Genomic DNA, 23,054 nt, shown 5'->3' with positions numbered 1-23,054 from the left:
GTGCGGCCAGTGCGCCGGCGGCGCCGTTCAGGGCCGCCGCGCCGCCGCCCGGCAGCTGGGCCAGGGCGGGGGCTTGCGCCGCCTGCGGATTGCCGCGCTGGGTCAGCATGCGCATCAGCGGACGCAGGACCGCGAACCAGGCGAACAGGGCGCCGACGATCCAGGCCGCCCAGCCGGTCATGTCGACCACGTTGTCGCGCTGCTGGTACCACGGCTCGGCCGGAGCGGGGGCAGGGAAGCTCAGCGAGGACACCGCCAGCACGTCGCCGCGGTTGGTGTCGATGCCCAGGCCGCCGCGCAGGATCTTGTCGATGTTGGCGATCTCGGTCGCGGTCCAGCCGGTCTTCGGCGAGGCCGCCTTGGCGTTGTTCAGCACCACCGCCACCGACAGCTTCTTGAGGCGGCCGCGCGAGCGCTTGATCTGGGTGATCGCACGGTCGTAGGCGTACTGGCGGGTGGTGGCGTTCTTGCGTGCGCTGCCGTCGTCGCCCTTGGCGTTGGGATCGGCGGCGCCGTTGGCGGCCGCGTTCGGGTCGGCCGGAGGCGCCGAGACCGGAGGACGGTTCGACAGCGTACCCGGCACGCCCATCGCCATGCGGCTCTTCTCCAGCTCTTCGCGCATCGCTTCGCTGGTCACCTTCGGCGCTTCGCCGTACTTTTCCTGGGTTTCCTCGATCTTGTCGTTGTCGACGTCGGCGGTCACGCTGACCTTGAAGTTGTCGGCGCCGAGGACCGGTCCGAGCAGCTCGTTGACGTTGGCGCGCACTTCGTCCTGGAAGCGCTTGGCGGCGGTGTCGCCCTGGGCGGCGCCGTCGAAGCCGTCGGCCAGATCGACGCGCGAGGACAGGTAATTGCCGCTCTGGTCGACCAGCGAGACACGGTTCGGCGCCAGGCTGGCGACGCTGCCCGAGACCAGGTTGACGATCGCGGCGATCTGTTCGTTCGAGAGTGTGTGGCCAGGCTTGACCGCGACCACCACCGAAGCCGAGGACTTGTCGCCGTCGCTGGCGACGAAGGAGGTCGACTTGGCGATCGCCAGGTGCACACGGGCCGAGGCGATCGCGTCGATCGTCAGGATCGACTGCGCCAGTTCGCCTTCCAGGCCGCGGCGGAAGCGCACGTCCTGCACGAATTGCGACACGCCCAGCGGGTCGCTCTTGTCCATCAGCTCGAGGCCGGCCGGCAGCTGCGCGGTCACGCCTTTCGCGGCCAGCAGCATGCGCACCTTGCCCAGCTGGTTGGCGGGCACCAGGACCTGGCCGCTGTCCGGGTGCACGCGGTAGGGCACGTGCTCGGCTTCGAGCACGTTCATCATGTCGGAAGCGGCGACCTTTTCGCGTGCGCCGAAGACCGGTTTGTAGTCGGCCTGGTCCTTCCACATGTACAGGGTGACCGCGGCGGTGATGGCGATCGCCAGCACCAGCATCGGGGTCAGGTTCTTCGACAGCGCGGGCGGCAGCGCCGGCAGGCGTTTTCCGCCGATGGCGGACTTGAGAGCGGCAATCACAGTGGGCTTCTTCCTGATCAGACGGGGAGCTTGAGCAGTTCGTCGACGGCGCCCATGACCTTGTTACGGACCTGCATCAGCATCGAGAAGGACAGGTTGGCCTGCTGCGAGGACAGCATGGCGCCGACCAGGTCGTCGCTCTTGCCGCTGTCGACGGCGGCCATCTTGTCGCTCGCCGCGCGCTGCTCGCCGTCGACGCTGGCCAGGGCATCCTTCATGCTTTGCGCGAAGGAGAAATTGCCGGTCGCGTTGTTCAGGTTCGGCTGCCCGAGGTCGATCGACGGGGCCACGGCAAGGCGGCTGGCGTCATTGGTCAGGGCGGCCAGATCGGCGCGGATCAGACCAGCAAGTTCAGTTCCCATCGTGTTTCCTGCTCCCATGCGTAGATTTCGTGTGTGTGAAGGTTGGTAGCGATTTGACAGTGTTTCCTAGTGTCAATGTGTCGCAACTTCGATTGCGTTGTGGAAATTGTTAAATTTTTAGGATCGCGGAGAAGCTTGGTTTCCCTTGCGGAACCAGGGAAAATACCAGCTTCATCTATCGCCACCCTGTATGAATTTCCTCAATTCCGCATTGAATACGAACATCTTACCGTACGGCAATGACGAATTCAAAGAGGAATCTCAAGCGTTGCGACACAATTTAACAGGTATAATAGTTGCCTCGGGGAATGAAAAGAAAGCATTCCTGCTTATTTAAATGTTAATTTGAACATGCCGATCGCAAGCCCTGACCCTACCTCGCAGCACCAAGTGCTCGACCCCTGCCTGCTGGGGCGTCCGGTGCATCTGCTGCCCCAGTTTGCGGGGCGTCTGCTGGATGACATCGATGCTGCAATGCAAGGTGCGGCCCGCCGTTACTGGGGCGGCTGGCGTCTCGACAGTGTCGTATTCGGACGCGCGCCGCAGGACATCGGACTGCGTTGGATGGCCGCAACGGGTGCCCTGGGCACGGTTTCGGTGGCATTTGAACGTGGTTTATTACTGACGCTGTTGGAGCGACGCTACGGTGGCCGTAGCGCCGGCGCAACGCCGCGCGACCCCGGGGCGGAGCGCATAACGGCGACCGAAGAACGCCTCATCGTCGTGTTGACGCAACAGATGGTCGATCTGTTGTACGCACGCGTCGCTGTCAGCGCAGCAATGGACGTGGCGCCGAAGCCGGTGCCGGCCGGCGCCGTGGCCGGATCGACCATGCCGGGCAAGAGCGCCTGGACGATCTGCGCGACGGTACGCGATGCCAACGGTGCAACGGGCCAGTTCTGGATCGCCCCGGACCAGTCCCTGATGGCGACGATCCTGGGCAGCCTGCGCCCCGATCACCCGCGGTCCCATGCGGTGCGCGGCCCGAGCGAGCCGCTGTCGTCGAAGCTGCAGGTCAAGCTCGACGGCCGCCTGGTAAGCAAGGAGGTCACGCTGGGCGCGCTGTTCGATCTGAAAGTCGGGGACGTGATATCGGTCAACGTGGGCCGGGCCGACGTCCTGCTCGACGAAGCGTGCCTGTTTACGGCCGCCGTCGCCGAGCACAAGGGAAAGCTGTGTTTAACCTCTTTTGAAGATGCCGAGTAAATGGACATGAACCTGAATGAGCAAATCGCCGGCGGCGACATCATCATCGACGACCTGGAAGGCAGCGATGCCCCGGTTGCCGCAAGCAGTGGGGCGGCCAAGTCGGCCCGCCTGCCGCAGATGATGCGCCGCATCCCGGTGACCCTGACGCTGGAAGTGGGCTCGGCCCGCATCTCGCTGCAGGAGCTGATGGAGATCGGCCCGGCCTCGGTGCTGCCGCTCGACGTGCTGGCCGGCGAACCGCTGGTCATCAAGGTCAACGGCGCCGCCATCGGCCGTGCCGAAGTGGTGGTCGCAGGCGAGCAGTACGGCCTGAAGGTGATCGATCTCGACGGCCTCAACCTGGACCTGATCGCACCATGAACTTGCAGCTGGACGGAGCGAAGCCGCGTCAAGCTTTGCGCCGCTATGCGCCGGCCTTCGCCGGCGTTTCTCTTTTGCTGATCGCCGGCGCGGCATGTGCTGCGCCGGAGCATCCCGACCTCCTGCCCGGGATCATCCCCGGCACCGGCAGCGGCCTCACCGTGAAGTCGCAGATCCTGGTCCTGATGACCATCCTCGGGCTGTTGCCGGTGATGGTCATGATGATGACCAGCTTCACGCGCTTCGTGATCGTGCTGTCGCTGCTGCGCCAGGCGCTCGGCCTGCAGACGGGCCTGCCGAACCGGATCATCACCGGCGTCGCGCTGATCCTCACGCTGCTGGTGATGCGCCCGGTCGGCGAGCAGGTCTGGAACGACGCCTTCGTCCCCTACGACAAGGACAAGATCACGCTCGAGCAGGCGCTCAAGACCGCCGAGGTGCCGCTGTCGCGCTTCATGCTGGCCCAGACCAGCAAGGCCGCGCTGGCCCAGGTCGCGCACCTGGCCGGCGAGCCGCCCGAGATGGCGCCGATGCAGCGCGGCTTCACCGTCAAGCTGGCGGCCTTCGTGCTGTCCGAACTGAAGAGCGCCTTCCAGATCGGCTGCATGCTGTTCATTCCCTTCCTGATCATCGACCTGGTGGTGTCGTCGGTGCTGATGGCGATGGGCATGATGATGCTGTCGCCGCTCGTGATCTCGCTGCCTTTCAAGCTGCTGCTGTTCGTGCTGGTCGACGGCTGGACCCTGACCGTGAACACCCTGGTGGGCAGCATCCACGGATACTGAGTAAATAAAGATATGACTCCCGATATCGCCGTCGATTTCGTGGCCGAGGCACTGCGGCTGGTGATGCTACTGGCGGTCGTGCTGGTGCTTCCCGGCCTGGTGACCGGCGTGATCGTCGCGCTGTTCCAGGCCGCCACCTCGATCAACGAGCAGACCCTGAGCTTCCTGCCGCGCCTGCTGGTGACCCTGGTGGCGCTGACGCTGACCGGTCACTGGATGACCGGCAAACTGATGGACTACTGCGTGGCCGTGTTCCAGCGCGCCGCCCAGCTGGTCGGATAGGCCGGCACGCACGATGCTCGAAGTCGCCGGTTTCCTGCTGCCCCTGATCAGCGCGCTGTGGTGGCCGTTCGCCCGCTGCATGGCGATGCTGGCGACCGCGCCGGTGCTGGGCGAGTCCTATGTGCCGCTGGCGGTGCGCGCGCTGCTGTCGGTGGTGCTGGCCTTCATGATGCTGCCGATGACGCAGGGCCGCGCGATGCCCGATCCGTTTTCGCTGGCGGGTGTGGTGGCGATGGTCGAGCAGGCCGTGATCGGCGGCGTGATCGGCCTGGCGTTGCAGCTGACGATGGCGGTGGTGTCGACCTTGGGCTTCCTGGTATCGAGCCAGATCGGCTTCTCGATGGCGCAGATGAACGACCCGGTCAATGGCCAGCAGTCGGACGTGGTCTCGGGCCTGCTCGGGCTGGTGGCGATCCTGGTGTTCTTCGCGATCGACGGCCACCTGGTGCTGGTCGGCGTGCTGGGGCAGAGCTTTCGCGCCTGGCCGGTCGGCGGCGGCTATGGACCACTACTGCTGCAGACAGTGGCCCTGAACGTGGGCTGGGTGCTCGCGGCGGCGATCCTGCTCGCGCTGCCGATCGTCTTTTCGACGCTGTTGGTGCAGATCGGAATGGGCTTCCTGAACCGGGTGGCGCCGTCGCTGAACCTGTTCTCGCTGGGCTTTTCGCTGGTGACCCTGTTCGGCCTGATGATGCTGGCGCAGGTCGTGCGCTTCATCCCCGAGCATTACGTGCAGATGACCAACCAGGTGCTGGAGATGCTTCAGCAGCAGATGAGGGCGGCACATGGCTGAAGGCAGCGGCGGCGACAAGACAGAAAAGGCGTCAGGCCGGAAGCTGAGGAAGGCGCGCGAGCAGGGCCAGGTGGTCCGCTCGAAAGACCTCGCCACCGCGGTCGGCATCCTGGCCAGCCTGAAGCTGCTGGTGTTCCTGATGCCGGACTACCTCGAATCTTTCCGCGCGCTGTTCCGCATGGTGTTTGTGCCGCTCGGCGAAACCGGGGCGATCGAGAACGCGCTGTCGATCGTGTTCCGCAATGCGGCCATCCTGCTGATCAAGATGCTGCTGCCGCTGTTCGGCGTGACGCTGGCGGTGACGCTGTCGAGCCTCGTGCCGGGCGGCTGGAACTTCTCGACGGCCGCGCTGGCGCCGAATTTCGGCCGCTTCTCGCCGGTCTCGAACCTGGGCAACCTGGCCTCGGCCAAGCACTGGAGCACCTTCGGGCTCTCGGTCGCCAAGGCGCTCGTGCTGGCGCTCGTGCTGTGGTACGTGGCGCGCTCGGGCGCGGCATCCTGGCTCGACCTGCAGCGCCTGCCGTTGTCGGACGCCATCCTGCGCGGCGTGTCGCAGCTGTTCGACGCCCTGATGGCGCTGATCTCGGTGTTCCTGCTGTTCGCCCTGGTCGACGTGCCGCTGCAGTCCTTCATTTTCGCGCGCAGCCAGCGCATGAGCAAGCAGGAAGTGAAGGAAGAATTCAAGAGCACCGAGGGTAAGCCTGAAGTGAAGGCGCGCATCCGCCAGATCCAGCAGCAGCTGGCGCGGCGCAACGTGAACAAGACCGTGCCGACCGCCGATGTGGTGATCGTCAATCCCGAGCACTACGCGGTCGCGCTGAAGTACGACACCAGCCGCGCCGAGGCGCCCTTCGTGGTCGCCAAGGGCATCGACGAGATGGCCCTGTACATCAAGGCGGTGGCGGCGAAACACAGGATCGAGACGGTTACGCTGCCGCCGCTGGCGCGCGCGATCTACAACACCAGCCAGGTCCAGCAGCAGATCCCGGCGCAGCTCTACCAGGCGGTATCGCAGGTGTTGAACTATGTGCTGCAACTGAACGCATTCCGTGACGGCCGGCGCCAGGCGCCCCCACGGTTCCCGAACGAAGTCGTCGTTCCTAGCCATTTGAGTGAGGTATCCGCAACATGAACATGCGCATCACAAACACGATCAGCGGCTTGATCGCCGAGCTGCGCCGCCAGAAGTTCGCCACCCCGGCGTTCCTGCTGGCGCTCCTGGGGATGATCATGCTGCCGCTGCCGCCGGTGCTGCTGGACGTGATGTTCACCTTCAACATCGTGCTGGCGTTGATCGTGATCCTGGTGTCCGTGTCGGCCAAGCGTCCGCTGGACTTCTCGGTGTTCCCGACCGTGATCCTCGGCACCACATTGATGCGCCTGGCCCTGAACGTGGCCTCGACCCGCGTGGTGCTGCTGCGCGGCCATGAGGGCAACGCCGCGGCCGGCCACGTGATCGAGGCCTTCGGCAACGTCGTCATCGGCGGTAACTTCGTGGTCGGCATCGTGGTGTTCGTGATCCTCATGATCATCAACTTCATCGTCGTCACGAAGGGCGCCGAGAGGATCTCCGAAGTCTCGGCGCGCTTCACGCTGGATGCGCTGCCCGGCAAGCAGATGGCGATCGACGCCGACCTGAACGCGGGCCTGATCAACCAGGAACAGGCGCAGCAGCGCCGCAAGGACGTCGCCAACGAAGCCGACTTCTACGGCGCCATGGACGGTGCCTCGAAGTTCGTGCGCGGCGACGCCATCGCCTCGATCCTGATCCTCCTGATCAACCTGATCGGCGGCGTCGCGATCGGCGCGCTGATGCACGGCCTGTCGATGGGCGACGCCTTCCGCCAGTACGCGCTGCTGACCATCGGCGACGGCCTGGTGGCGCAGATTCCGGCGCTGCTGCTGTCGGCGGCGGCGGCGATCCTGGTGACCCGCGTCAGCGATTCCGGCGATCTCGAAGAGCAGGTCGGCGGCCAGCTGCTGGCCCAGCCGAGCGTGCTGTTCTCGGCTGCCGGCGTGATGATCATCCTGGCCCTGGTGCCGGGCATGCCGTGGTTCTTCTTCATGATCTTCGCCGGCGTGCTGGCGTATGTGGGGTGGCGCCAGACCGGCCAGGTCAAGGCGCCGTCGCAGGACAGCGTGGCCGCGATCGAGGCCGCGCTGCGCGACGACCGCGTGCCCGACCTCGACTGGCAGCAGCTGCCGGTGGTGCAGCCGATCACGGTGGCCGTCGGCTACAAGCTCGTGCACCTGGTCGACAAGGCGCAAGGCGAGGCCCTGACCAAGCGCATCAAGGGCGTGCGCCAGAGCCTGTCCGAGCAAATGGGCCTGCTGCTGCCCGCCATCGGCGTGCGCGACGACCTGACCCTGCGTCCGAACCAGTATGCGATCTCGGTGAGCGGCACCGTGGTCGCGGAAGGGGAGGTGGTGCCCGAGGCCCTGATGGCGATCCCGTCGCCGACCGTGTACGGGCAGCTGGACGGCATTCCCGGCATCGAGCCGGCCTTCGGCATGGCCGTCACCTGGATCGACCCGGAGCAGAAGGCGCACGCGCTGGGCCAGGGCTACCAGGTGGTCGAGGTGGCGAGCGCGATCGCGACCCACGCCTCGAAGATCGCCAAGGATTACCTGTCGGAGCTGTTCCGCCACGAAGACGTGCCGGCGATGATGGACCGCCTGACGGCGCTGTCGCCCAAGCTCGCCTCGGCGCTGGACAAGGCGCTGACCCACACTCAGCTGCTGCGCGTGTTCCGCGTGCTCCTCGCCGAGAACGTCTCGCTGAAGGACATCGTGGTGATCGCCACGACGCTGCTGGACAGCTCGGAGTCGACCAAGGACCCGATCCTGCTGGCGGCCGAGGTGCGCTGCGCGCTGCGGCGCCAGATCGTGTCCGGCCTGTACGGGAAGAAGAAGGACATGCCGGCGTTTAACCTGTCCGGCGACCTGGAGAACATGCTGCTCGGTTCCCTGAACCAGGCGCGCCAGAACAATGGCGGCAAGGTCGCGCTCGACAACTATCCGATCGATCCGCAGCTGCTGTCCCAGCTGCAGCTGAACATGCCGGTCGCGCGCGAGCAGATGAAGCAGCAGCACACGCCGCCACTCCTGCTGGTGCTGCCGCAGGTCCGTCCGCTGCTGGCCCGTTATGCGCGCCTGTTCGCGCCCGGGCTGCACGTGCTGTCGTATAACGAGATTCCGGAGAATCGCGAGGTGTCGATCATCGGCACCGTGGGGTAAGGTAGGGTGGGCACACCGGGCCCACGCGAACGTTCACTGAACCGGCAGCACCAAGGCCAATTCCGCCATCGCACGAAACACCGGCAGGCTGAGCGCCGCCGCCGCATCCGTCGAAGGCAGGCGGATGTGCGCAGGCCCCATCGGCAGGCTGGCGCGGTACTTCCATCCCAGCACGCGCAAGCCGGCGCGCGCCACCGCTTTCTCGAGTTCCGGCTCCAGCGCGCGCAGGCGCGCGAGCGAGGCTTCGTCCGGCGCGCACAGTTCGAGGCGCACGCCGTCGGCCAGGGGTTCGGCCTGCACCGTCACCACGGTGCCATCAATCAGCATCAGTTCCAGGCGCAGGGCGGCGCGGGTGCGCCGTTTTTTCTGCTGTTGTTGCGCTTCCTGCTCTTCCTGCACCACGCGCAGGTGCTGGTCCTGCGGGCTGCCCGCATGCACCGTGAAGCGCCAGGCGTCGAGAGGGGAGGCCTGGTCGCCCTGGCGCAGCACGCGCGGATCCTGGCCCGCCAGCAGCATCGCCGTCGGCAGCTGGCCGGGGCGCGCCTGCAGGTCGCGGTTCACGAGTTGGGAGCCATAGCTGCGCACCATGCTGCGCCATGAACTGGCGAGCGCCCCGGCTTCCTGGCTGGGCCAGCTCAGCTGGCGCGCCATCAATACCTGGTCCGGCCGCATCGCGGCGCCTTCGGCCATGCCGTCGCCGCCCGCTGCGGCTTCCGCCTGCGCCCGCGCCTGTTGCGCGCCGGGCAGCGGCAGCGGCAGGGAATCCATCTCGGCCAGCAGCGCGGCCGGGGCGACGGCGGCGACCGCACCGACCGGCAGCGGCCCGGCGGCGGGCGCAACGGGCAAGGCCGGCGCAAGAAGCGAAGGGAAGGACAGGGAGGCCATGATAAAGGCAGAGTAAGAAGTAAAAAGGCCAGCCGCAAGGCTGGCCTCTGGGGGCTCCCGGCTGGTCTAGCCCGGGAAGGCGGCCGATGCCGGCCCTGCGATTACTGCAGCAGGGACATGACCATCGACGACATGCTGTTGGTCTGCTTCAGCATGGCGGTCGAGGCTTGCAGCAGCATCTGGTTCGAGGTCATGTTCGAGCTTTCAGCTGCGAAGTCGACGTCCATGATGCGGCCGGTTGCGTTGGCGGTGTTGGTCGAGATGTTCGACAGGTTGTTGTAGACGTGGTCCAGGCGGTTCGATGCGGCGCCCAGCTTCGAACGCAGGCCGCTGACGGCGTCGATCGCGTCCGACAGGGTCTTGATGCTGGTGTTGGCTGCCGTGCTCGAAGCGATTTCGGTACCGACGGCGGTGACGGTCGAGCTGGCGGTCGAGCTGAAGGCGCCCGAGGTGCTGCTGATGTCGGTAGCCATGGTCGACAGGTCGCCCGAGAAGTCGGCGGTCATCTTCTCGGTTTTGTCCGAGCCGATCTGGAAGTCGATGGAGCCCTTCAGCTTGCCGGTCGAGGTGTTCAGCAGCTCGGTGCCGCCGAACTTGGTGTTCGACACGATGTTGCTCAGTTCTTTGCCCAGCGAGTCATACTCGGTCTGCATTGCGGTACGGTCGGTATCCGACGACGAACCATCGGCTGCCTGGGTTGCCAGGTCCTTCATGCGGACCAGGATGTTGTTCACTTCGCTCAGCGAACCTTCGGCGGTCTGCAGCATCGAGATCGAGTTCTGGGTGTTGCGCATTGCAACTGCCATGCCGCTGCTCTGGGCTTTCAGGCGGGTGGCGATCTGCAGGCCGGCTGCGTCGTCCATTGCCGAGTTGATGCGGTAGCCGGTCGACAGGCGGGTCATCGAGGTCGACAGGCTGGTCTGGGTCTTGCTGATCGAGTTTTGTGCGGACAGCGAAGCGGCGTTGGTGTGAAGGCTCAGCATTTTCAAGCTCCTGAATATCGGTTTAGTCTGTTCGGAGCAGCCTTTCTGGCGCTCTCACAAGTACAAGACGACCGTTTCCACGCGTCCATTAAATTCCACATGGAAATTTTTTCAAAAATTTTTTGCTCGTACGTAAACCTTTGATTTGCTTGGGGCTCGTGCTTCCCGTGTGACAAACGGTTCCGGCACGCGGCCCTGTCGGGAAAGCGCCACGATCATGCACGGCTTGCATGGCGCCAAGCGTTTATGTTGCCCTACGAAAAGTCTTCCCTCTATAATCACAAGGTCTCTCTTCGCCGGCATACCGTCGTTCTCTCGTCCGGCGATCCATCCCATCCACCGCGTTCCCGCACATGGCATATAGTAATAGTTCCCTTCCCGGCGGTGCCGGCACCCAGGGCCAGGCCAACCAGCTGTTCAACCAGGGCCTGCAGCTCCACAGCCAGGGCCAGGTCAATGAGGCGATGCTGGCTTATGAAAAAGCGCTGAAGCTCGCACCGAAGCATTTCCAGGCCTTGCACCACGTCGGCATCGGCGCCTTCCAGCTCGGTGATCCGGCCCTGGCGGAACATTTCATTCGCTCCGCATTGAGCGTCAATCCGAATGTAGCTGAAGCCCACAGTAACCTGGGCAACGCACTGAAAGAACTGCATCGCTTCGACGAGGCATTGGAAAGTTACAAGGCAGCCTTGAAACTGCAGGCCGACGACGCCGATACGCACTACAACCGCGGGATCGTGCTGCAGGCGCTGCAGCGGCAGGAAGAAGCGCTGGAGAGCTACGACCGTGCGCTCGCGCTGAACGCCGGCGACGGGCAGGCCTGGAACAATCGGGCCGTGGCGCTCAAGGATCTGGGGCGTTACCAGGAAGCGCTGGAAAGTGTCGACCACGCACTGGCGCTGAACGCGCACAACGTCGAGGCCCACAATAATCGCGGCAACATTCTGAACGATGCCGAGGATGCGGAGGCAGCGCTGGCGGCCTACGAGCTCGCGCTCGGCCTGTTCCCCGACTATGCAGATGCCTGGTACAACCGCGGTCGCGCACTGCAGGCGCTGGCGCGCCTGGAAGAAGCCGTGAAGTCCTACGGCAAGGCGATCGAACTGAACCCGGGGCTGGCGCGGGCCTTCAACAACCGGGCGACCGCGCTGCGCAGGCTCAAGCGTCCCAAGGAGGCACTGCTCGACTGCCAGCAAGCGATCGCGCTGCAGCGCGATTACGCCGAGGCGTATCGCACCCAGGGCGAGGTCCTGCGCGACATGGGACGCTCGGACATGGCGGCCCTCAGCTATGAGGCGCTCACCGTGCTGGACAAGAGCGACACCCAGGCCATGCAGCAGCGCGCGCTGGCGCTGAGGGACACCAGGCAGTACGAGGCTGCGCTCGAGAGCGTCGGCCGTGCCATCGCCCTCGAACCGGACAATGCCGACCTCTACCTGACGCGCGGCGTCATCCAGCGTGAAATCGGGGACTACGACGCGGCGATCGAGAGCTGCCGCAAGGTGATCGAACTGTGGCCGCACCATCCATCGGGCTATACCAACCTGGGCCGCGTAATGGAAGAGCTGGGGCGGCGCGAAGAAGCGATGGCTTACTACGAGCAGGCGATCGCGGCCGATCCCGCCTGCTCGCTGGCGCACTTCAACCGTGCCTTGTTGCAGCTGCAGCAGGGAAACTACGCGGACGGCTGGCGCAGCTATGAGTCGCGCTGGACGGCGGAAGAGCTCTCCCTGTCCAGGGACAGGCGGGAGTACGAGCAGCCGCTGTGGACGGGCGAGCAGCCCCTGGAGGGAAAAACCGTCCTGTTATGGGGCGAACAGGGCCTGGGCGACACGCTCCAGTTCTGCCGCTATGCAAGCATGGCCGCGCAGCGCGGCGCCACCGTCATCCTGGAAGTGAAACCTGAACTGATCGGCCTGATGGGCAGTCTCGAGGGCGTCTCGCGCATCATCGCCAAGGGCGATCCGGCACCGGCCTTCGACCTCCACTGTCCGCTGATGAGCCTCCCGCTGGCCTTCGGCACCCTGGTCGAGACGATCCCGGCCGGCGTGCCTTACCTGGCGGCCGATCCGGCCAAGGTCGCGCACTGGGCCGGCGTGCTGGGCGAGAAGACCCGGCTGCGTGTAGGTGTGGTCTGGAACGGCAACCCCAAGTACCAGAACGATGCCGTCCGTAGCATCACGCTGGGCCAGTTCAGTCCCCTGTTCGCCGAAGACTGCGAATTCGTCGTGCTGCAGAAGGAATTACGGGTGACCGACAAGGCGGTGCTGGGCATGAAGCGCAACGTGCGCCAGTTCGCTGCCGCGATCCAGGACTTCAGCGACACGGCGGCGCTGTGCGAACTGATGGACGTGATCGTCACCGTCGATACCAGCGTGGCGCACCTGGCTGGCGCGCTGGGCAAACCCGTATGGGTGCTGCTGGCCCGCCGCCTGGACTGGCGCTGGCTGCTCGAACGCGAAGACAGCCCATGGTATCCGTGCGCCAGGCTGTACCGCCAGGCGGAAGGCGGCTGGAGCGATGTGGTCGAAAAGGTGGGCGCAGATTTGCGCGCACTGGCCGCGAAATGAATCAGATAAACCTATAACAATCGGAGTTCCAGTGAACCATCCCGTCAAAGTCATCAGCCTGGCGCGCTCGCTCGAGCGCCGCAAGACCTTCTCCGAATTGAATGCCCACATCGATTTCGAATTCTTCGACGCGATCGAAGGCGCCCAGATCATGCCGGAGCTGAACAGTTCGCCGGACCTGTTCGAACCCGGCCTGCGCTACAACGCGGGCGCGGTCGGCTGCGCGATGTCGCACCTGATGCTGTGGCAGGAAGCGGCCGAAACGGGCAGGGTACTCACGATCGTCGAGGACGATGCGATCCTGCGCCACGACTTCCACGAGCAGGCCGCACGCGCGATCGAGCGGCTGCCGCAGGACTGGGATATCGTGATGTGGGCCTGGAATTTCGATTCGATCCTGTCGCTGAACGTGATGCCGGACGTATCACAGGCGGTGATGCTGTTCGACCAGGGGCGAATGCGCGAGTCGATTGCCGGCTTCCAGACCACCACCAAAGAGCCGTGGCTGCTGCCGCTCGATAAATGCTTCGGCACCCCGGCCTACGCGATCAGCCCGATGGGCGCGCGCAAGTTCATGCTCAACTGCTTCCCCCTGAAGAATTTTCAGCTGCACTTCCCCGTGCTGAACCGGATGATTCCGAATAACGGCATCGACATCGCGATGAATCGGATCTACAGCGCTACCGGCAGCTTCTGCGCCCTGCCGCCGCTGGCGGTGACCAAGAACGAACATGCGGCCTCGCTGATTCAGCAAGGCCGCTGAGCGCCGCGGCCTGGGCCTGCCAGGCAGTCACCGTCAGGCCGCTTCCTTCTTCAGCTTCCACATCGATTTGCGGTCCTGGCGTGCATGATAGGCGGCGATATCGTGCATGCCGCCCATGTTGTTGGTCAGGTCACGGTACAGTTCCAGCACCGCGCCCTCGACCTTGTCCAGGTTCTGCTCGATTTCACTCGTCAATGCCGCCACGTCGATCTTGCCGAGGACTTCCAGGAAGCCCTCATGCGCAGTCTCGATTTCGCGGATCGCGCTGGTCACGTTGGCCGGATAGTTCGGATATTCGAACTCTGGAATGACGGAGTCGCAGCCATCGATCACCTTGACGTCGGTAACCATGCCATGGTCGACGTAGTTGGCCATCTCCAGGCAGCCATTGTTGATCGCCGCATCGGCAACCAGGCAGATGGTCGGAATCTCGTCGCTGTTGCGCATCTGGGCGTACGTGGCCATGATGTCGGCCTTGTTCTTCAGCTCATGCAGCAGGAAAGTGCGCGGCATGATGCCCGCGCGACGGTACAGCTGGCCCAGCGACCAGCCGGTGCCGCACAGGTCCACTACCAGCGAGCCCTCGTCGGCGATATTGCGGAAGTACTGGACGTACGATGCCGACGAACCGATGCGCGAGAGGCGGCTGGTATAGAAGTACTCGGACGGGATGTCCCAGCCGGCCTTCTCGTTCAGGAAGCTGAAGATGCGGGAGAAGTAGTAGCAGTCGCGGCTCGAAAACAGGATCTTCTTGATGCCGACTTTTTTCGTCAGCAGTTTCAGGATGACCGACGTCAGCAGCAGGATAGGAATGTTGTTGTTGATCTGCAGGAGCCGTTGCGACACGCGCTCACGGCCCAGCTGGCTTGACAGCTGGGACAGGCGCACCTCGCGCACCGCACGTGCCAGCAGTTCGAAGCCTTCCTTGCGCAGGAAGTTTTCATGGCCGGTGAGGTTGCTGGTAGTAAGGTGCTCGGCGAAGATTCCTGACGACAGGGGCGAGTGCACATCGGAGTGCACGTTGTCGCCAACGTGCTGTTCCAGGGCCATCGAGGCACTGATGCCGGACCAGATCTGGCCACTATGCTTGCCGGCGCTCGAGACGACCAGGCCCACCTGCTTGCGCAGGCCGATCTTGTCGAGCAGGCGCAGGAGCGCATGGCGCGGCAGGTACATGTCGGTGATCAGGACATCGCCGTTTTCGACAGTGTCCAGATTTTCGCGGATCGGGATGGCATTCTTGATCTCGAGGTCGATCTCGGCCTGTTTCAAGTGCTCGGCAACATCACGTTCGAAGCCGAAGTGGCTCTGCAGCGCGCCATAAATGTCGTCCAGCGTGTAGGGGCCGCCCGCTACCATGCGCTCAGCCTGCTTGCGCTGCTCGGCAAACCCTAGCAGGCCTGCATTCTTTTCCAGTTCGTAGAAGACGTTGTGCGGCTCGATGCAGCGACGCGCCATGAGCGTGTCGAAGATATCGAATGAATGGGGCTTGCGCATGATTTTTTAAACCTTTTCTTGGTGGATGACGTATTCGAATAGCAGGCGCTGCGTCCGATAAACCGAATGAGGTGCGAATCGAGGTGGGTGCGGAGCGGTGACTAGTGGTTAATTCATGGCTCGGATACGTCGTCGGGATATTGATACTGGGAAAATTATTGCCGCACGTCCACAACTTTATACCATGAGCCCTCGTCTCAACAAGGCGTTTGCAGCGTGTAACCAACACTTAATGGCGGTATATGTTCAAACCTGAAAAAACTGCCAAGTTGCTGGACGCCGAAGCTGACGGTGGGATCCCGGCCCAGCAGCAATGCGGTAAAATCGACCTTTTACTGATGGCGCATGCGACTCGTCGCAAGCCGCCGGGATAACTGTATAAGCAGCATGGCAAGCCTTATTGAACAGGGTCTGGACAATCGGACCGAGACCACCACCGGCGCGGACGTCCGCGGGGCAAGGCTGCCCGCACGGCGTCTCTCGGTCGCTCCCATGATGGATTGGACCGACCGCCACTGCCGCGTGTTCCACCGCCAGATTACCCGCCACACCTGGATGTATACCGAGATGGTGACCACCGGTGCGCTGGTCTACGGCGACGTCGAACGCCACCTGCGCTACGACGAGGTCGAGCACCCGATCGCCCTGCAACTGGGCGGCAGCGAGCCGGCCGACCTGGCGAAAAGCGCGAAGCTGGGCGAGCAATGGGGTTATGACGAGATCAACCTGAACTGCGGCTGCCCCTCGGAGCGCGTGCAGAAGGGCGCGTTCGGCGCCTGCCTGATGAACGAGCCCCGGTTGGTGGCCGACTGCGTGAAGGCGATGCGCGACGCGGTCTCGATCGACGTCACCGTCAAGCACCGCATCGGCATCGACTACAACGAAGACTACGGTTTCGTGCGCGACTTCATCGGCACCATCGCCGATGCCGGCTGCCGCACCTTCATCGTCCATGCCCGCAATGCCGTGCTGAAGGGACTGTCGCCGAAGGAAAACCGCGAGATTCCGCCGCTGCGCTACCACGTCGCCTACGAGCTCAAGAAAGAGTTCCCGGAGCTGGAGATCATCATCAACGGCGGCATCAAGACCAACGACGATATCGAAAGCCACCTGCAGCACGTCGACGGCGTCATGATCGGGCGCGAGGCCTATCACAACCCCTGGCTGATGGCCGAGTGGGACGCCCGTTTCTACGGCGATGGGGCGAGCGCGCCGGCCTCGCGCGAGCAGGTGCTGGAAGCGATGATTCCGTATATCCGCGAGCAGCTCGAGCGCTATGGCCCGCTGGGCCTGCGCCTGAACAGCATCACCCGCCACATGCTGGGCCTGATGGCCGGGCTGCCGGGCGCGCGCGGCTTCCGCCAGCTGCTGTCCGATTCCCGCCGCCTGGCGGAGGGCAATCCGGAACTGCTGCTCGAAGCTGCCGGCCGCCTGCGCAAGGCGGCGTGAGAATTTGACATTCTCTCAATACGGTCAAATCCCGGCCGTTTTTCCTGTTCACAATCCACCACACCGGCGCCTGTAAACACAGGCGCCGCGTCTCTTTTACTTGCCCGACGGAAAGAATAGACCCATAATTCGGGCTCTTCTCCCCGCATGGCCCTTGATATTGTTGTAGTAGCGAAACAGTATTGAGTAGAGTCATGTTTACTCGCTGCAACTGTCGAGTTTTGATTTATCCTGACGGAAATACACTAAAGTTCACGGAGAAGTTGAACTTTTAGTAATAAAAGCGACGCGCGGCGCAGAAGTTCCGGGCGGATCCAATCATCTGAAGAACAGGGAAGACAGTAAATGAATTTATCCAACATGAAGGTCGGCATGCGCTTGGCGCTGGGCTTCGCTCTCGTGCTCGTGCTGATGGTCATCTTGACCGTCGTCGGCATCGTTCGCACCGGACAGATCCAGAGCCGGCTCGATCACGTGATCGGCGTCAGCAACGTCGTCACCCGTCTTGTCGTCGACATGCGCAACAACGTCAGCGAACGCGTCACCTCGCTGCGCACCCTGACTCTGATGACCGATCCGGCCGACATGGAACCGGAACTCAAGCGCTTCAAGGAACAGACCGCCAAGTACGATGCCCTGCAGCAGAAGCTGAGCGAGAAATTCGCACTGGAAGCTTCAACCGAAGAAAAGGCGCTGCTGGCCCAGATCAAGGAAGCGGAAGGCGTCGCCATGCCGGCCATCGCCAAGGCATCGGAACTCTACCTGGCGAATAACGCCATGGACGCTACCCGCGTGATGGTCAAGGAAATCCGCCCGGCGCAGAAGAAATGGCTGGAAGCGCTGGACCAGCTGGCCGATCGCGAAGACAAGCAGAACGCCCAAACCCAGCTCGACGCGGGTGCCCAGTATGCAAGCGCGCGTAACTTCATGCTGATAACCTTGCTGGTCGCCGTCGCCATCGGCGTGGCCGCCGCCATCGTGATCACCCGCGGCCTGCTGAAGCAGCTGGGCGGCGAACCGGGCTACACCTCGAAGATCGCCACCAGCATCGCCGAAGGCGACCTGTCGATCTCGATCGACACCAAGTCGTCGGACAAAGGCAGCCTGCTGAGCGAAATGAAACAGATGCGCAACAGCCTGGTCGACATCGTCAGCCAAGTCCGTCGCGGCACCCACACCATTACCACCGCCTCGCGTGAAATCGCCGCCGGCAACGTCGACCTGTCCTCGCGTACCGAACTGCAGGCCAGCTCGCTGGAGAAGACCGCCTCGGCCATGGAAGAGCTGACCTCGACCGTGAAGCAGAACGCCGACAACGCCCGTGAAGCCAACCAGCTGGCCGCCACCGCATCGGATGTGGCGCGCAAGGGCGGCGAAGTGGTGTCGCAGGTGGTCGGGACGATGGGCGAGATCAATAGCTCGGCCGGCAAGATCGCCGACATCATCGGCGTGATCGACGGCATCGCCTTCCAGACCAACATCCTGGCGCTGAACGCCGCGGTGGAAGCCGCCCGTGCCGGCGAACAGGGCCGCGGCTTCGCGGTCGTGGCATCCGAAGTGCGTAACCTGGCCCAGCGTTCGGCTGCCGCGGCAAAAGAGATCAAGACCCTGATCGGTGACTCCGTCGAGAAGATCGGCCGCGGTTCCAAGCTGGTCGGCCAGGCCGGCGTGACCATGGAAGAAGTGGTCGACAGCGTCAAGCGCGTGACCGACATCATGAGCGACATCGCCGCCGCCAGCGCGGAGCAGAGCGCCGGCATCGAGCAGGTCAACCTGTCGATCATCGAGATGGACGGCATGACCCAGCAGAATGCCGCCCTGGTCGAGGAGGCTGCCGCCGCCTTCCAGAGCCTGCAGGACCAGGCTGCCGAGCTGCAGCGCGTGGTCAGCATCTTCAAGCTGGCCGAAGGCGAAGAAGCCGCCGCCGCCGAAGCAGCCGCACCGGTCTCGGCCTCGACCGCGGTGGCAACCCGCGCCGTGGTCGCCCGCCCGGCCCGTCGGCCAGCCGCATCTCCTCAGCTGAAGAAGCCGGCTGTCGCCCGCAAGCCGGCCGCCAAGGTCGAGGAAGCGCAGGCGCCGGAAGCCGGCAGCGCATCGTCGACCTCGAAGAAAGTCGCAGCGGCTGCCGCCAGCGACGATTGGGAAGAATTCTGAGCCAGGACGGCTCGTCAAATCGGCCGGTGAATGCACCGGCCATTAAAAAAAACTTTGTTATTTAGGGGAAATAAAAATGTCCAACAAGAAATTTGCCGCAGTCCTGTTTGCCAGTATGTTCGTTACCGGTTTCGCCGCCGCCGCCGAAACCCCGGCCAGCTTCGATCCGTCGAAGTGCAAGGTCGAATACCCGAAAGCCTCGCTGATGAACGAAGAGCAGGGCGTGACCTCGATGTCCTTCCTGGTCAATGCCGACGGTTCGGTGGCAGATTCGAAGCTGGAAAAGTCGAGCGGCTTCAAAGGCCTGGACAAGGCAGCCCTGAAAGGCCTGTCGTCCTGCAAGTTCAAGCCGGGCACCAAGGATGGCGCACCGGCCCAGACCTGGACCAAGGTCGACTACGCCTGGAAGCTGGACTGATCGACGTCCCGCCCGCAGTACGAAACCGGCCCGCGAGGCCGGTTTGTCGTTTACGGCTTGCCCTTGTTACATATCTGTCGCTTCTTGTTTCGGTTGTAAGCACTTGCATCAAAATCACTGTCTCGCTCTTCGGCTCGCTATAGTGGTCTCACACCAACCGAAAGGAGAAGCATCATGAAACGAATCCTCTGTGCCGCTGCCGCAGCCCTGATCAGCACCGCCGCTTTTGTTCCGGCGCAGGCCTTCGCGAAAGGTGACGTGGTGGTCGTCCGCACCGCACCGCCGGCGCCGCGCCACGAAGTCGTGCCGCATGCACGCCACGGCTACGAATGGGCGCCCGGCTACTGGAACTGGAACGGCCATCGCTACGTGTGGGTCAAGGGTCACTACGAGAAAGTCCGCAAGGGCTATACCTACCACCGTCCGGAATGGCGCCAGGGTGACAACGGCTGGCAGCTGGAACGTGGCGGCTGGCGCCGCGGCGACCGTGACGGCGACGGCGTCCCGAACCGCTTCGACGCCCGCCCGAACAATCCGAACCGTTCGTAATCCGTCTTCGCTGACGCAAAAAGCCAGTTCGAGCGACTGGTTTTTTGTTTTTGCGGGTGAGGGGGCGCAAGCCGGCGGCACGCGGTATGCCTGGTCCCGCTCGAATGCCCCATCAGTCCGCCTGCCGATTGGAAGCTGCCGAAGGCCCGGCTGGAGCGGGCGCGGATCCTCGGTTACCTGCCCGCCACCCGTTCCAGTCCTGGAACATGAAGACGGGTTCGCGCTCGATGATCTACCAGGTGGATTGCCTGTATGCCGGAACGCCGCGTTTCTTGCGCCTGAATGTCCGGCATGTCGGGCGCTGTATGGCCCGGCGGCGGGTGAGGGCCGATGCGCTGATAGCGGGGTCGATGGAGCTCCGGTGCTGGTGACGAGCGCGAACAGCAGGATCACCGCCAGGTCCACCCGGCTGGCGGTTACAAGGTCGGTGCGTGGCATCAAGGTGTTACTTCAGTGACCAGAACCAAACTTCGGTCGACATCCAAGCAATGGCGTCAGCGTTGGAACAAGCTTGGGTTGGCAGGGCTGTACGAGGGGCGCCATACGGGCGACCGCGGGAGTGGACGCCACAGCAACAGCAAACGTTGGGCGAGTTGGCGCACTCGCAGGGCGGCACCATTGCCGCGCTGCTGCGCCACCTGAAGCAGCGTCATGATCACGTATCGATCAGCGACGGAACTACTGCGCGCTATCTCAAGGAAATGAAATTCAGCTATAAGCGCTACCGCTACAGTTTAAAAAAAACGCAACCAGGAGGCGTTCGAGCGCACCGGCAAGATCATCGAGGCTTTGGGCCGACCGACCATGAGCAACGGTGCGAATTGCTGTACTTCGACGAGTCGGGTTTCAGCCCGAATCCCTCATTGCAATACGGCTGGAGCCGAATTGGTGAAACCCGGTCCGTAGCGCCGCTGGCGCATCGGCAACGGGTCAACGTGCTCGGCGCATTGCGCCATGATGGCAAGCTGATGTGGACTACTCAACAGCGACCGACAAGGCGCGAAGACGTCATCGCCTTTTTCAATCAGATCGCCGAGCAACCGCATTCGGTGCCACGCATTGTGTTGCTCGACAACGCGGCAATTCATAAAGGCGAGGCAATAGAGAAAAAGCGGCGAGGCTGGGCACGTCAGGGTCTGCACCTTTACTACTTACCGCCCTATAGCCCAGAACTCAACCGCATTGAGATCGTCTGGAAGCACGCCAAGTACTTCTGGCGTCGTTTTGTCGCCATGAACGGCGCAGCACTGCTCGACGAAATCCGATCTCTGATGAAAGGTTTTGGGACAGAATTCACAGTAAATTTTTCCTGACTACTTAGCCGCATCGTGGTCATCAACATTCAAAACAACAGTCCGCAATGGCATAAGACCTCCCTAATAACATTGCAGCAATAATTTCGCGCTTGCAGAAATGTCTATTGGGAACTTGTGCAAGATACACAGGCGGGCTCCCGACGCAACAAAAGCGCCCGATGCGTAATGTCAACAGGCAATAATTTAATAGTAAAAAGATGCCGTAAAGAAAAATAGCTGGCCCAAATTGCGTAGGCCAGCGCGCCGACGCGATAGAATTGCTACAGTACAATCCCGTTGATGGAAGTCATGAGCGCCCAGTCCCCCGTCCCCCCTACGTCCACCGAGCCATTCGCCCCTGGCGGGCCCGCGTGCGCGCACGCGGACAGGGCGCCGACGGTAGCGGTCATGCAGCCCTACTTTCTGCCGTATATCGGCTACTTCCAACTGATTGCCAGCTGCGATCTGTTTGTTTTATACGACAACATCAAGTACACGAAAAAAGGCTGGATCAACCGGAACCGCATGCTGCGCGACGGCCAGGACGTGATGTTCTCGCTGCCCCTGCAACAGGGCGCCGATCACCTGAACGTCGACCAGCGTGCGCTGGCCGTGGCGCCCGATCCGCACAAATGGCTGGCCCAGCTCAAGGGAGCGTACCGGCACGCCCCCGGCTATGCGCAAACGCTGCCGTTGCTCGAGCAGATCGCGCACAGCCCCGAAGTCAACCTGTTCCGGTTCCTGCACCAGGCGCTGCTGGCCTGCTGCGCCCACCTCGGCATTCGCACCCCCATCCGCATTTCGTCCACGGTCGGCATCGACCACAGTCTGAAGGGCCAGGACAAGGTGCTGGCGCTGTGCCAGGCGCTCGGCGCCGGGACCTACGTCAATGCAATCGGCGGGCTCGAGCTGTATTCGCCGCCAGCGTTCGCCCAGCATGGCATCGCGCTGCGCTTCATCCGTTCCAGGCCGCTCAGCTATCCGCAGTTCGGTGCCCCCTTCGTACCCTGGCTGTCGATTGTCGACGTCCTGATGTTCAACCCGCTCGACACGGTCCGCGACTGGGTCCACAGCCACTATGACTTGATCTGACATGTTTCAATGGAAAAAACTCGGGAAGGTATTCACTCCACAAGAGGTTGGCGGGCGGCCCTGGCTGCAGGAATTCGCCCAGGCCCCGGCCACCCTGGTACGTAACACCTATGTGCGGGTCTACTTTTCGTGCCCCCGCCTGACCAGAACGGCCAGTACGTCAGCTATTCGGCTTGGCGCCCAGCCAGGTGAAGAAAGGCCGGATGGCTTCACGGCTACGGCCTTCGCCGACCCAGAGCACCTGCCTGCTGTCGGCATCGAGCACGACTGTGGCGTAGCCATGGCCCTTGAACAGCGCGAATTCATCCATGACCAGACGCCTCGGATGTGCCTCGGGTAACGCGGCAAGCTTGCGCTCCAGCGCCTGCTGGTGAATCTGCCGCACGGTACTCCAGTGCAGGCCAGTCAGCTGGCAAACGTGGGTAAGAGGAATACGCTCGCTCCACAGTGCCACAAACGCCGCGAGACGGCGCGTCACCCTGGAATGTGGATCGAGCCAACTGACATGCTGGCTTCCGGTACGCCCACAGCCATCGCATTTGACCCGGTACACCGCTACTTCCAGCGTCAGCGCATAACCCACCACTGGCAAATCCCGCACGGTACGCCAGCAGACATCATGCACCTTCGGTGCCACGCTCGAACAATGCCTGCACACCCGTGCCGCGAAAGGGCAAGGCTCGAGGCAAATCGATACCGATTGGCCTGACTGAATGGACGAGGTGACGGAAAAACCTTCCCAGAACCGGAGCGAGGCAATATGATCTGACATGAGAGCGGTAGGTTGGGAATTGGGTTTGGTCGCACAAACACAATAACTCTTCCTTACTGCTCTCTTGCGTTTACAACAGGTTCATCCCGGAA

General features: G+C 63.2%; 21 protein-coding genes. 15 read left to right on the top strand and 6 right to left on the bottom strand.

The window, feature by feature from the left end; all coding sequences use genetic code 11:
• Window positions 1-1,507 (bottom strand): flagellar basal-body MS-ring/collar protein FliF (fliF, locus tag AC1DOQ_RS17730; protein WP_477367019.1); only part of this gene is annotated, 1,507 nt, incomplete at its 3' end.
• A gap of 17 nt (window positions 1,508-1,524) precedes the next feature.
• Window positions 1,525-1,869: a flagellar hook-basal body complex protein FliE gene (fliE, locus tag AC1DOQ_RS17725; protein ID WP_477367016.1), complete on the bottom strand. Its 345-nt coding sequence runs from the start codon at window positions 1,867-1,869 to the stop codon at window positions 1,525-1,527.
• Window positions 1,870-2,220: 351 nt separating this feature from the next.
• Between fliE and AC1DOQ_RS17720 the strand changes: the two genes are divergently transcribed.
• Genes AC1DOQ_RS17720 through AC1DOQ_RS17690 form a run of 7 tightly spaced genes read left to right on the top strand, consistent with a single transcriptional unit; the run spans window position 2,221 to window position 8,535 of the window.
• Window positions 2,221-3,075: a FliM/FliN family flagellar motor switch protein gene (locus tag AC1DOQ_RS17720; protein ID WP_477367013.1), complete on the top strand. Its 855-nt coding sequence runs from the start codon at window positions 2,221-2,223 to the stop codon at window positions 3,073-3,075.
• Window positions 3,076-3,438 carry a FliM/FliN family flagellar motor switch protein gene (locus AC1DOQ_RS17715; protein WP_477367010.1) on the top strand — a complete coding sequence of 121 codons (363 nt, stop codon included), beginning with the start codon at window positions 3,076-3,078 and terminating at the stop codon, window positions 3,436-3,438.
• The gene (gene fliP, locus AC1DOQ_RS17710) at window positions 3,435-4,223 is read left to right on the top strand and encodes a flagellar type III secretion system pore protein FliP (RefSeq protein ID WP_477367007.1); all 789 of its coding nucleotides are present in this window, start codon (window positions 3,435-3,437) and stop codon (window positions 4,221-4,223) included. Before AC1DOQ_RS17715 ends, fliP begins: the two co-directional genes overlap by 4 nt.
• 12 nt (window positions 4,224-4,235) lie before the next feature.
• A complete protein-coding gene (fliQ, locus tag AC1DOQ_RS17705; RefSeq protein ID WP_477367004.1) occupies window positions 4,236-4,505 on the top strand; it encodes a flagellar biosynthesis protein FliQ in 270 nt (89 codons plus the stop codon).
• A 13-nt stretch (window positions 4,506-4,518) separates the two neighbouring features.
• Window positions 4,519-5,298, top strand: a complete 780-nt coding sequence (gene fliR, locus AC1DOQ_RS17700; protein WP_477367001.1) for a flagellar biosynthetic protein FliR — start codon at window positions 4,519-4,521, stop codon at window positions 5,296-5,298.
• Entirely contained in the window at window positions 5,291-6,430 is a 1,140-nt protein-coding gene (locus AC1DOQ_RS17695; protein ID WP_477366998.1) for an EscU/YscU/HrcU family type III secretion system export apparatus switch protein, read from the top strand. Before fliR ends, AC1DOQ_RS17695 begins: the two co-directional genes overlap by 8 nt.
• A 2-nt stretch (window positions 6,431-6,432) precedes the next feature.
• A complete protein-coding gene (locus AC1DOQ_RS17690; protein ID WP_477366995.1) occupies window positions 6,433-8,535 on the top strand; it encodes a flagellar biosynthesis protein FlhA in 2,103 nt (700 codons plus the stop codon).
• Between the two features lie 33 nt (window positions 8,536-8,568).
• Here the strand turns inward: AC1DOQ_RS17690 and AC1DOQ_RS17685 are convergent, their stop codons facing one another.
• Both AC1DOQ_RS17685 and AC1DOQ_RS17680 read right to left on the bottom strand, forming a co-directional pair.
• Window positions 8,569-9,420, bottom strand: coding sequence for a hypothetical protein (locus tag AC1DOQ_RS17685; RefSeq protein WP_477366992.1), 852 nt, complete (start codon window positions 9,418-9,420; stop codon window positions 8,569-8,571).
• Between the two features lie 101 nt (window positions 9,421-9,521).
• Window positions 9,522-10,403, bottom strand: coding sequence for a flagellin N-terminal helical domain-containing protein (locus AC1DOQ_RS17680; RefSeq protein WP_477366989.1), 882 nt, complete (start codon window positions 10,401-10,403; stop codon window positions 9,522-9,524).
• 353 nt (window positions 10,404-10,756) lie between these two features.
• Between AC1DOQ_RS17680 and AC1DOQ_RS17675 the strand changes: the two genes are divergently transcribed.
• Both AC1DOQ_RS17675 and AC1DOQ_RS17670 read left to right on the top strand, forming a co-directional pair.
• Window positions 10,757-12,973 carry a tetratricopeptide repeat protein gene (locus AC1DOQ_RS17675; RefSeq protein WP_477366986.1) on the top strand — a complete coding sequence of 739 codons (2,217 nt, stop codon included), beginning with the start codon at window positions 10,757-10,759 and terminating at the stop codon, window positions 12,971-12,973.
• 31 nt (window positions 12,974-13,004) lie between these two features.
• Window positions 13,005-13,736, top strand: coding sequence for a glycosyltransferase family 25 protein (locus AC1DOQ_RS17670; RefSeq protein WP_477366983.1), 732 nt, complete (start codon window positions 13,005-13,007; stop codon window positions 13,734-13,736).
• Between the two features lie 33 nt (window positions 13,737-13,769).
• Here the strand turns inward: AC1DOQ_RS17670 and AC1DOQ_RS17665 are convergent, their stop codons facing one another.
• Complete coding sequence (locus AC1DOQ_RS17665) at window positions 13,770-15,194, bottom strand: hypothetical protein (protein WP_477366980.1); 1,425 nt, start codon at window positions 15,192-15,194, stop codon at window positions 13,770-13,772.
• 426 nt (window positions 15,195-15,620) lie between these two features.
• Here AC1DOQ_RS17665 and dusA point away from each other — a divergent pair, with 426 nt between their 5' ends.
• From dusA to AC1DOQ_RS17635, 6 genes are all read left to right on the top strand, one after another.
• The gene (gene dusA, locus AC1DOQ_RS17660; protein WP_477366977.1) at window positions 15,621-16,682 is read left to right on the top strand and encodes a tRNA dihydrouridine(20/20a) synthase DusA; all 1,062 of its coding nucleotides are present in this window, start codon (window positions 15,621-15,623) and stop codon (window positions 16,680-16,682) included.
• Window positions 16,683-17,027: 345 nt separating this feature from the next.
• Complete coding sequence (locus AC1DOQ_RS17655; RefSeq protein ID WP_477366974.1) at window positions 17,028-18,836, top strand: methyl-accepting chemotaxis protein; 1,809 nt, start codon at window positions 17,028-17,030, stop codon at window positions 18,834-18,836.
• Window positions 18,837-18,912: 76 nt separating this feature from the next.
• Window positions 18,913-19,254, top strand: a complete 342-nt coding sequence (locus AC1DOQ_RS17650; RefSeq protein ID WP_442122509.1) for an energy transducer TonB — start codon at window positions 18,913-18,915, stop codon at window positions 19,252-19,254.
• A 174-nt stretch (window positions 19,255-19,428) separates the two neighbouring features.
• Window positions 19,429-19,803 (top strand): YXWGXW repeat-containing protein, encoded by a 375-nt coding sequence (locus AC1DOQ_RS17645; protein ID WP_477366971.1) that lies wholly within the window; start codon window positions 19,429-19,431, stop codon window positions 19,801-19,803.
• A gap of 488 nt (window positions 19,804-20,291) precedes the next feature.
• Entirely contained in the window at window positions 20,292-21,116 is an 825-nt protein-coding gene (locus AC1DOQ_RS17640) for an IS630 family transposase (protein ID WP_477366968.1), read from the top strand.
• Between the two features lie 390 nt (window positions 21,117-21,506).
• Window positions 21,507-22,190, top strand: a complete 684-nt coding sequence (locus tag AC1DOQ_RS17635) for a WbqC family protein (protein ID WP_477366965.1) — start codon at window positions 21,507-21,509, stop codon at window positions 22,188-22,190.
• A gap of 160 nt (window positions 22,191-22,350) precedes the next feature.
• Here the strand turns inward: AC1DOQ_RS17635 and AC1DOQ_RS17630 are convergent, their stop codons facing one another.
• The gene (locus AC1DOQ_RS17630) at window positions 22,351-22,962 is read right to left on the bottom strand and encodes a helix-turn-helix domain-containing protein (protein WP_477366962.1); all 612 of its coding nucleotides are present in this window, start codon (window positions 22,960-22,962) and stop codon (window positions 22,351-22,353) included.
• Window positions 22,963-23,054 lie beyond the last annotated feature (92 nt).

It is taken from the genome of Massilia sp. 01N417 (genome assembly GCF_056399645.1).
This window is presented reverse-complemented; position numbering and strand designations above follow the sequence as displayed.

What these genes read in the sequence shown, in the direction of transcription:
- fliE (WP_477367016.1), bottom strand. Translation starts at nt 1,869, where the DNA reads ATGGGAACTGAACTTGCTGGTCTGATCCGCGCCGATCTGGCCGCCCTG.
- AC1DOQ_RS17720 (WP_477367013.1), top strand. Translation starts at nt 2,221, where the DNA reads ATGCCGATCGCAAGCCCTGACCCTACCTCGCAGCACCAAGTGCTCGAC.
- AC1DOQ_RS17715 (WP_477367010.1), top strand. Translation starts at nt 3,076, where the DNA reads ATGGACATGAACCTGAATGAGCAAATCGCCGGCGGCGACATCATCATC.
- fliP (WP_477367007.1), top strand. Translation starts at nt 3,435, where the DNA reads ATGAACTTGCAGCTGGACGGAGCGAAGCCGCGTCAAGCTTTGCGCCGC.
- fliQ (WP_477367004.1), top strand. Translation starts at nt 4,236, where the DNA reads ATGACTCCCGATATCGCCGTCGATTTCGTGGCCGAGGCACTGCGGCTG.
- fliR (WP_477367001.1), top strand. Translation starts at nt 4,519, where the DNA reads ATGCTCGAAGTCGCCGGTTTCCTGCTGCCCCTGATCAGCGCGCTGTGG.
- AC1DOQ_RS17695 (WP_477366998.1), top strand. Translation starts at nt 5,291, where the DNA reads ATGGCTGAAGGCAGCGGCGGCGACAAGACAGAAAAGGCGTCAGGCCGG.
- AC1DOQ_RS17690 (WP_477366995.1), top strand. Translation starts at nt 6,433, where the DNA reads ATGCGCATCACAAACACGATCAGCGGCTTGATCGCCGAGCTGCGCCGC.
- AC1DOQ_RS17685 (WP_477366992.1), bottom strand. Translation starts at nt 9,420, where the DNA reads ATGGCCTCCCTGTCCTTCCCTTCGCTTCTTGCGCCGGCCTTGCCCGTT.
- AC1DOQ_RS17680 (WP_477366989.1), bottom strand. Translation starts at nt 10,403, where the DNA reads ATGCTGAGCCTTCACACCAACGCCGCTTCGCTGTCCGCACAAAACTCG.
- AC1DOQ_RS17675 (WP_477366986.1), top strand. Translation starts at nt 10,757, where the DNA reads ATGGCATATAGTAATAGTTCCCTTCCCGGCGGTGCCGGCACCCAGGGC.
- AC1DOQ_RS17665 (WP_477366980.1), bottom strand. Translation starts at nt 15,194, where the DNA reads ATGGCGCGTCGCTGCATCGAGCCGCACAACGTCTTCTACGAACTGGAA.
- dusA (WP_477366977.1), top strand. Translation starts at nt 15,621, where the DNA reads ATGGCAAGCCTTATTGAACAGGGTCTGGACAATCGGACCGAGACCACC.
- AC1DOQ_RS17655 (WP_477366974.1), top strand. Translation starts at nt 17,028, where the DNA reads ATGAATTTATCCAACATGAAGGTCGGCATGCGCTTGGCGCTGGGCTTC.
- AC1DOQ_RS17650 (WP_442122509.1), top strand. Translation starts at nt 18,913, where the DNA reads ATGTCCAACAAGAAATTTGCCGCAGTCCTGTTTGCCAGTATGTTCGTT.
- AC1DOQ_RS17645 (WP_477366971.1), top strand. Translation starts at nt 19,429, where the DNA reads ATGAAACGAATCCTCTGTGCCGCTGCCGCAGCCCTGATCAGCACCGCC.
- AC1DOQ_RS17640 (WP_477366968.1), top strand. Translation starts at nt 20,292, where the DNA reads ATGGCGTCAGCGTTGGAACAAGCTTGGGTTGGCAGGGCTGTACGAGGG.
- AC1DOQ_RS17635 (WP_477366965.1), top strand. Translation starts at nt 21,507, where the DNA reads ATGCAGCCCTACTTTCTGCCGTATATCGGCTACTTCCAACTGATTGCC.
- AC1DOQ_RS17630 (WP_477366962.1), bottom strand. Translation starts at nt 22,962, where the DNA reads ATGTCAGATCATATTGCCTCGCTCCGGTTCTGGGAAGGTTTTTCCGTC.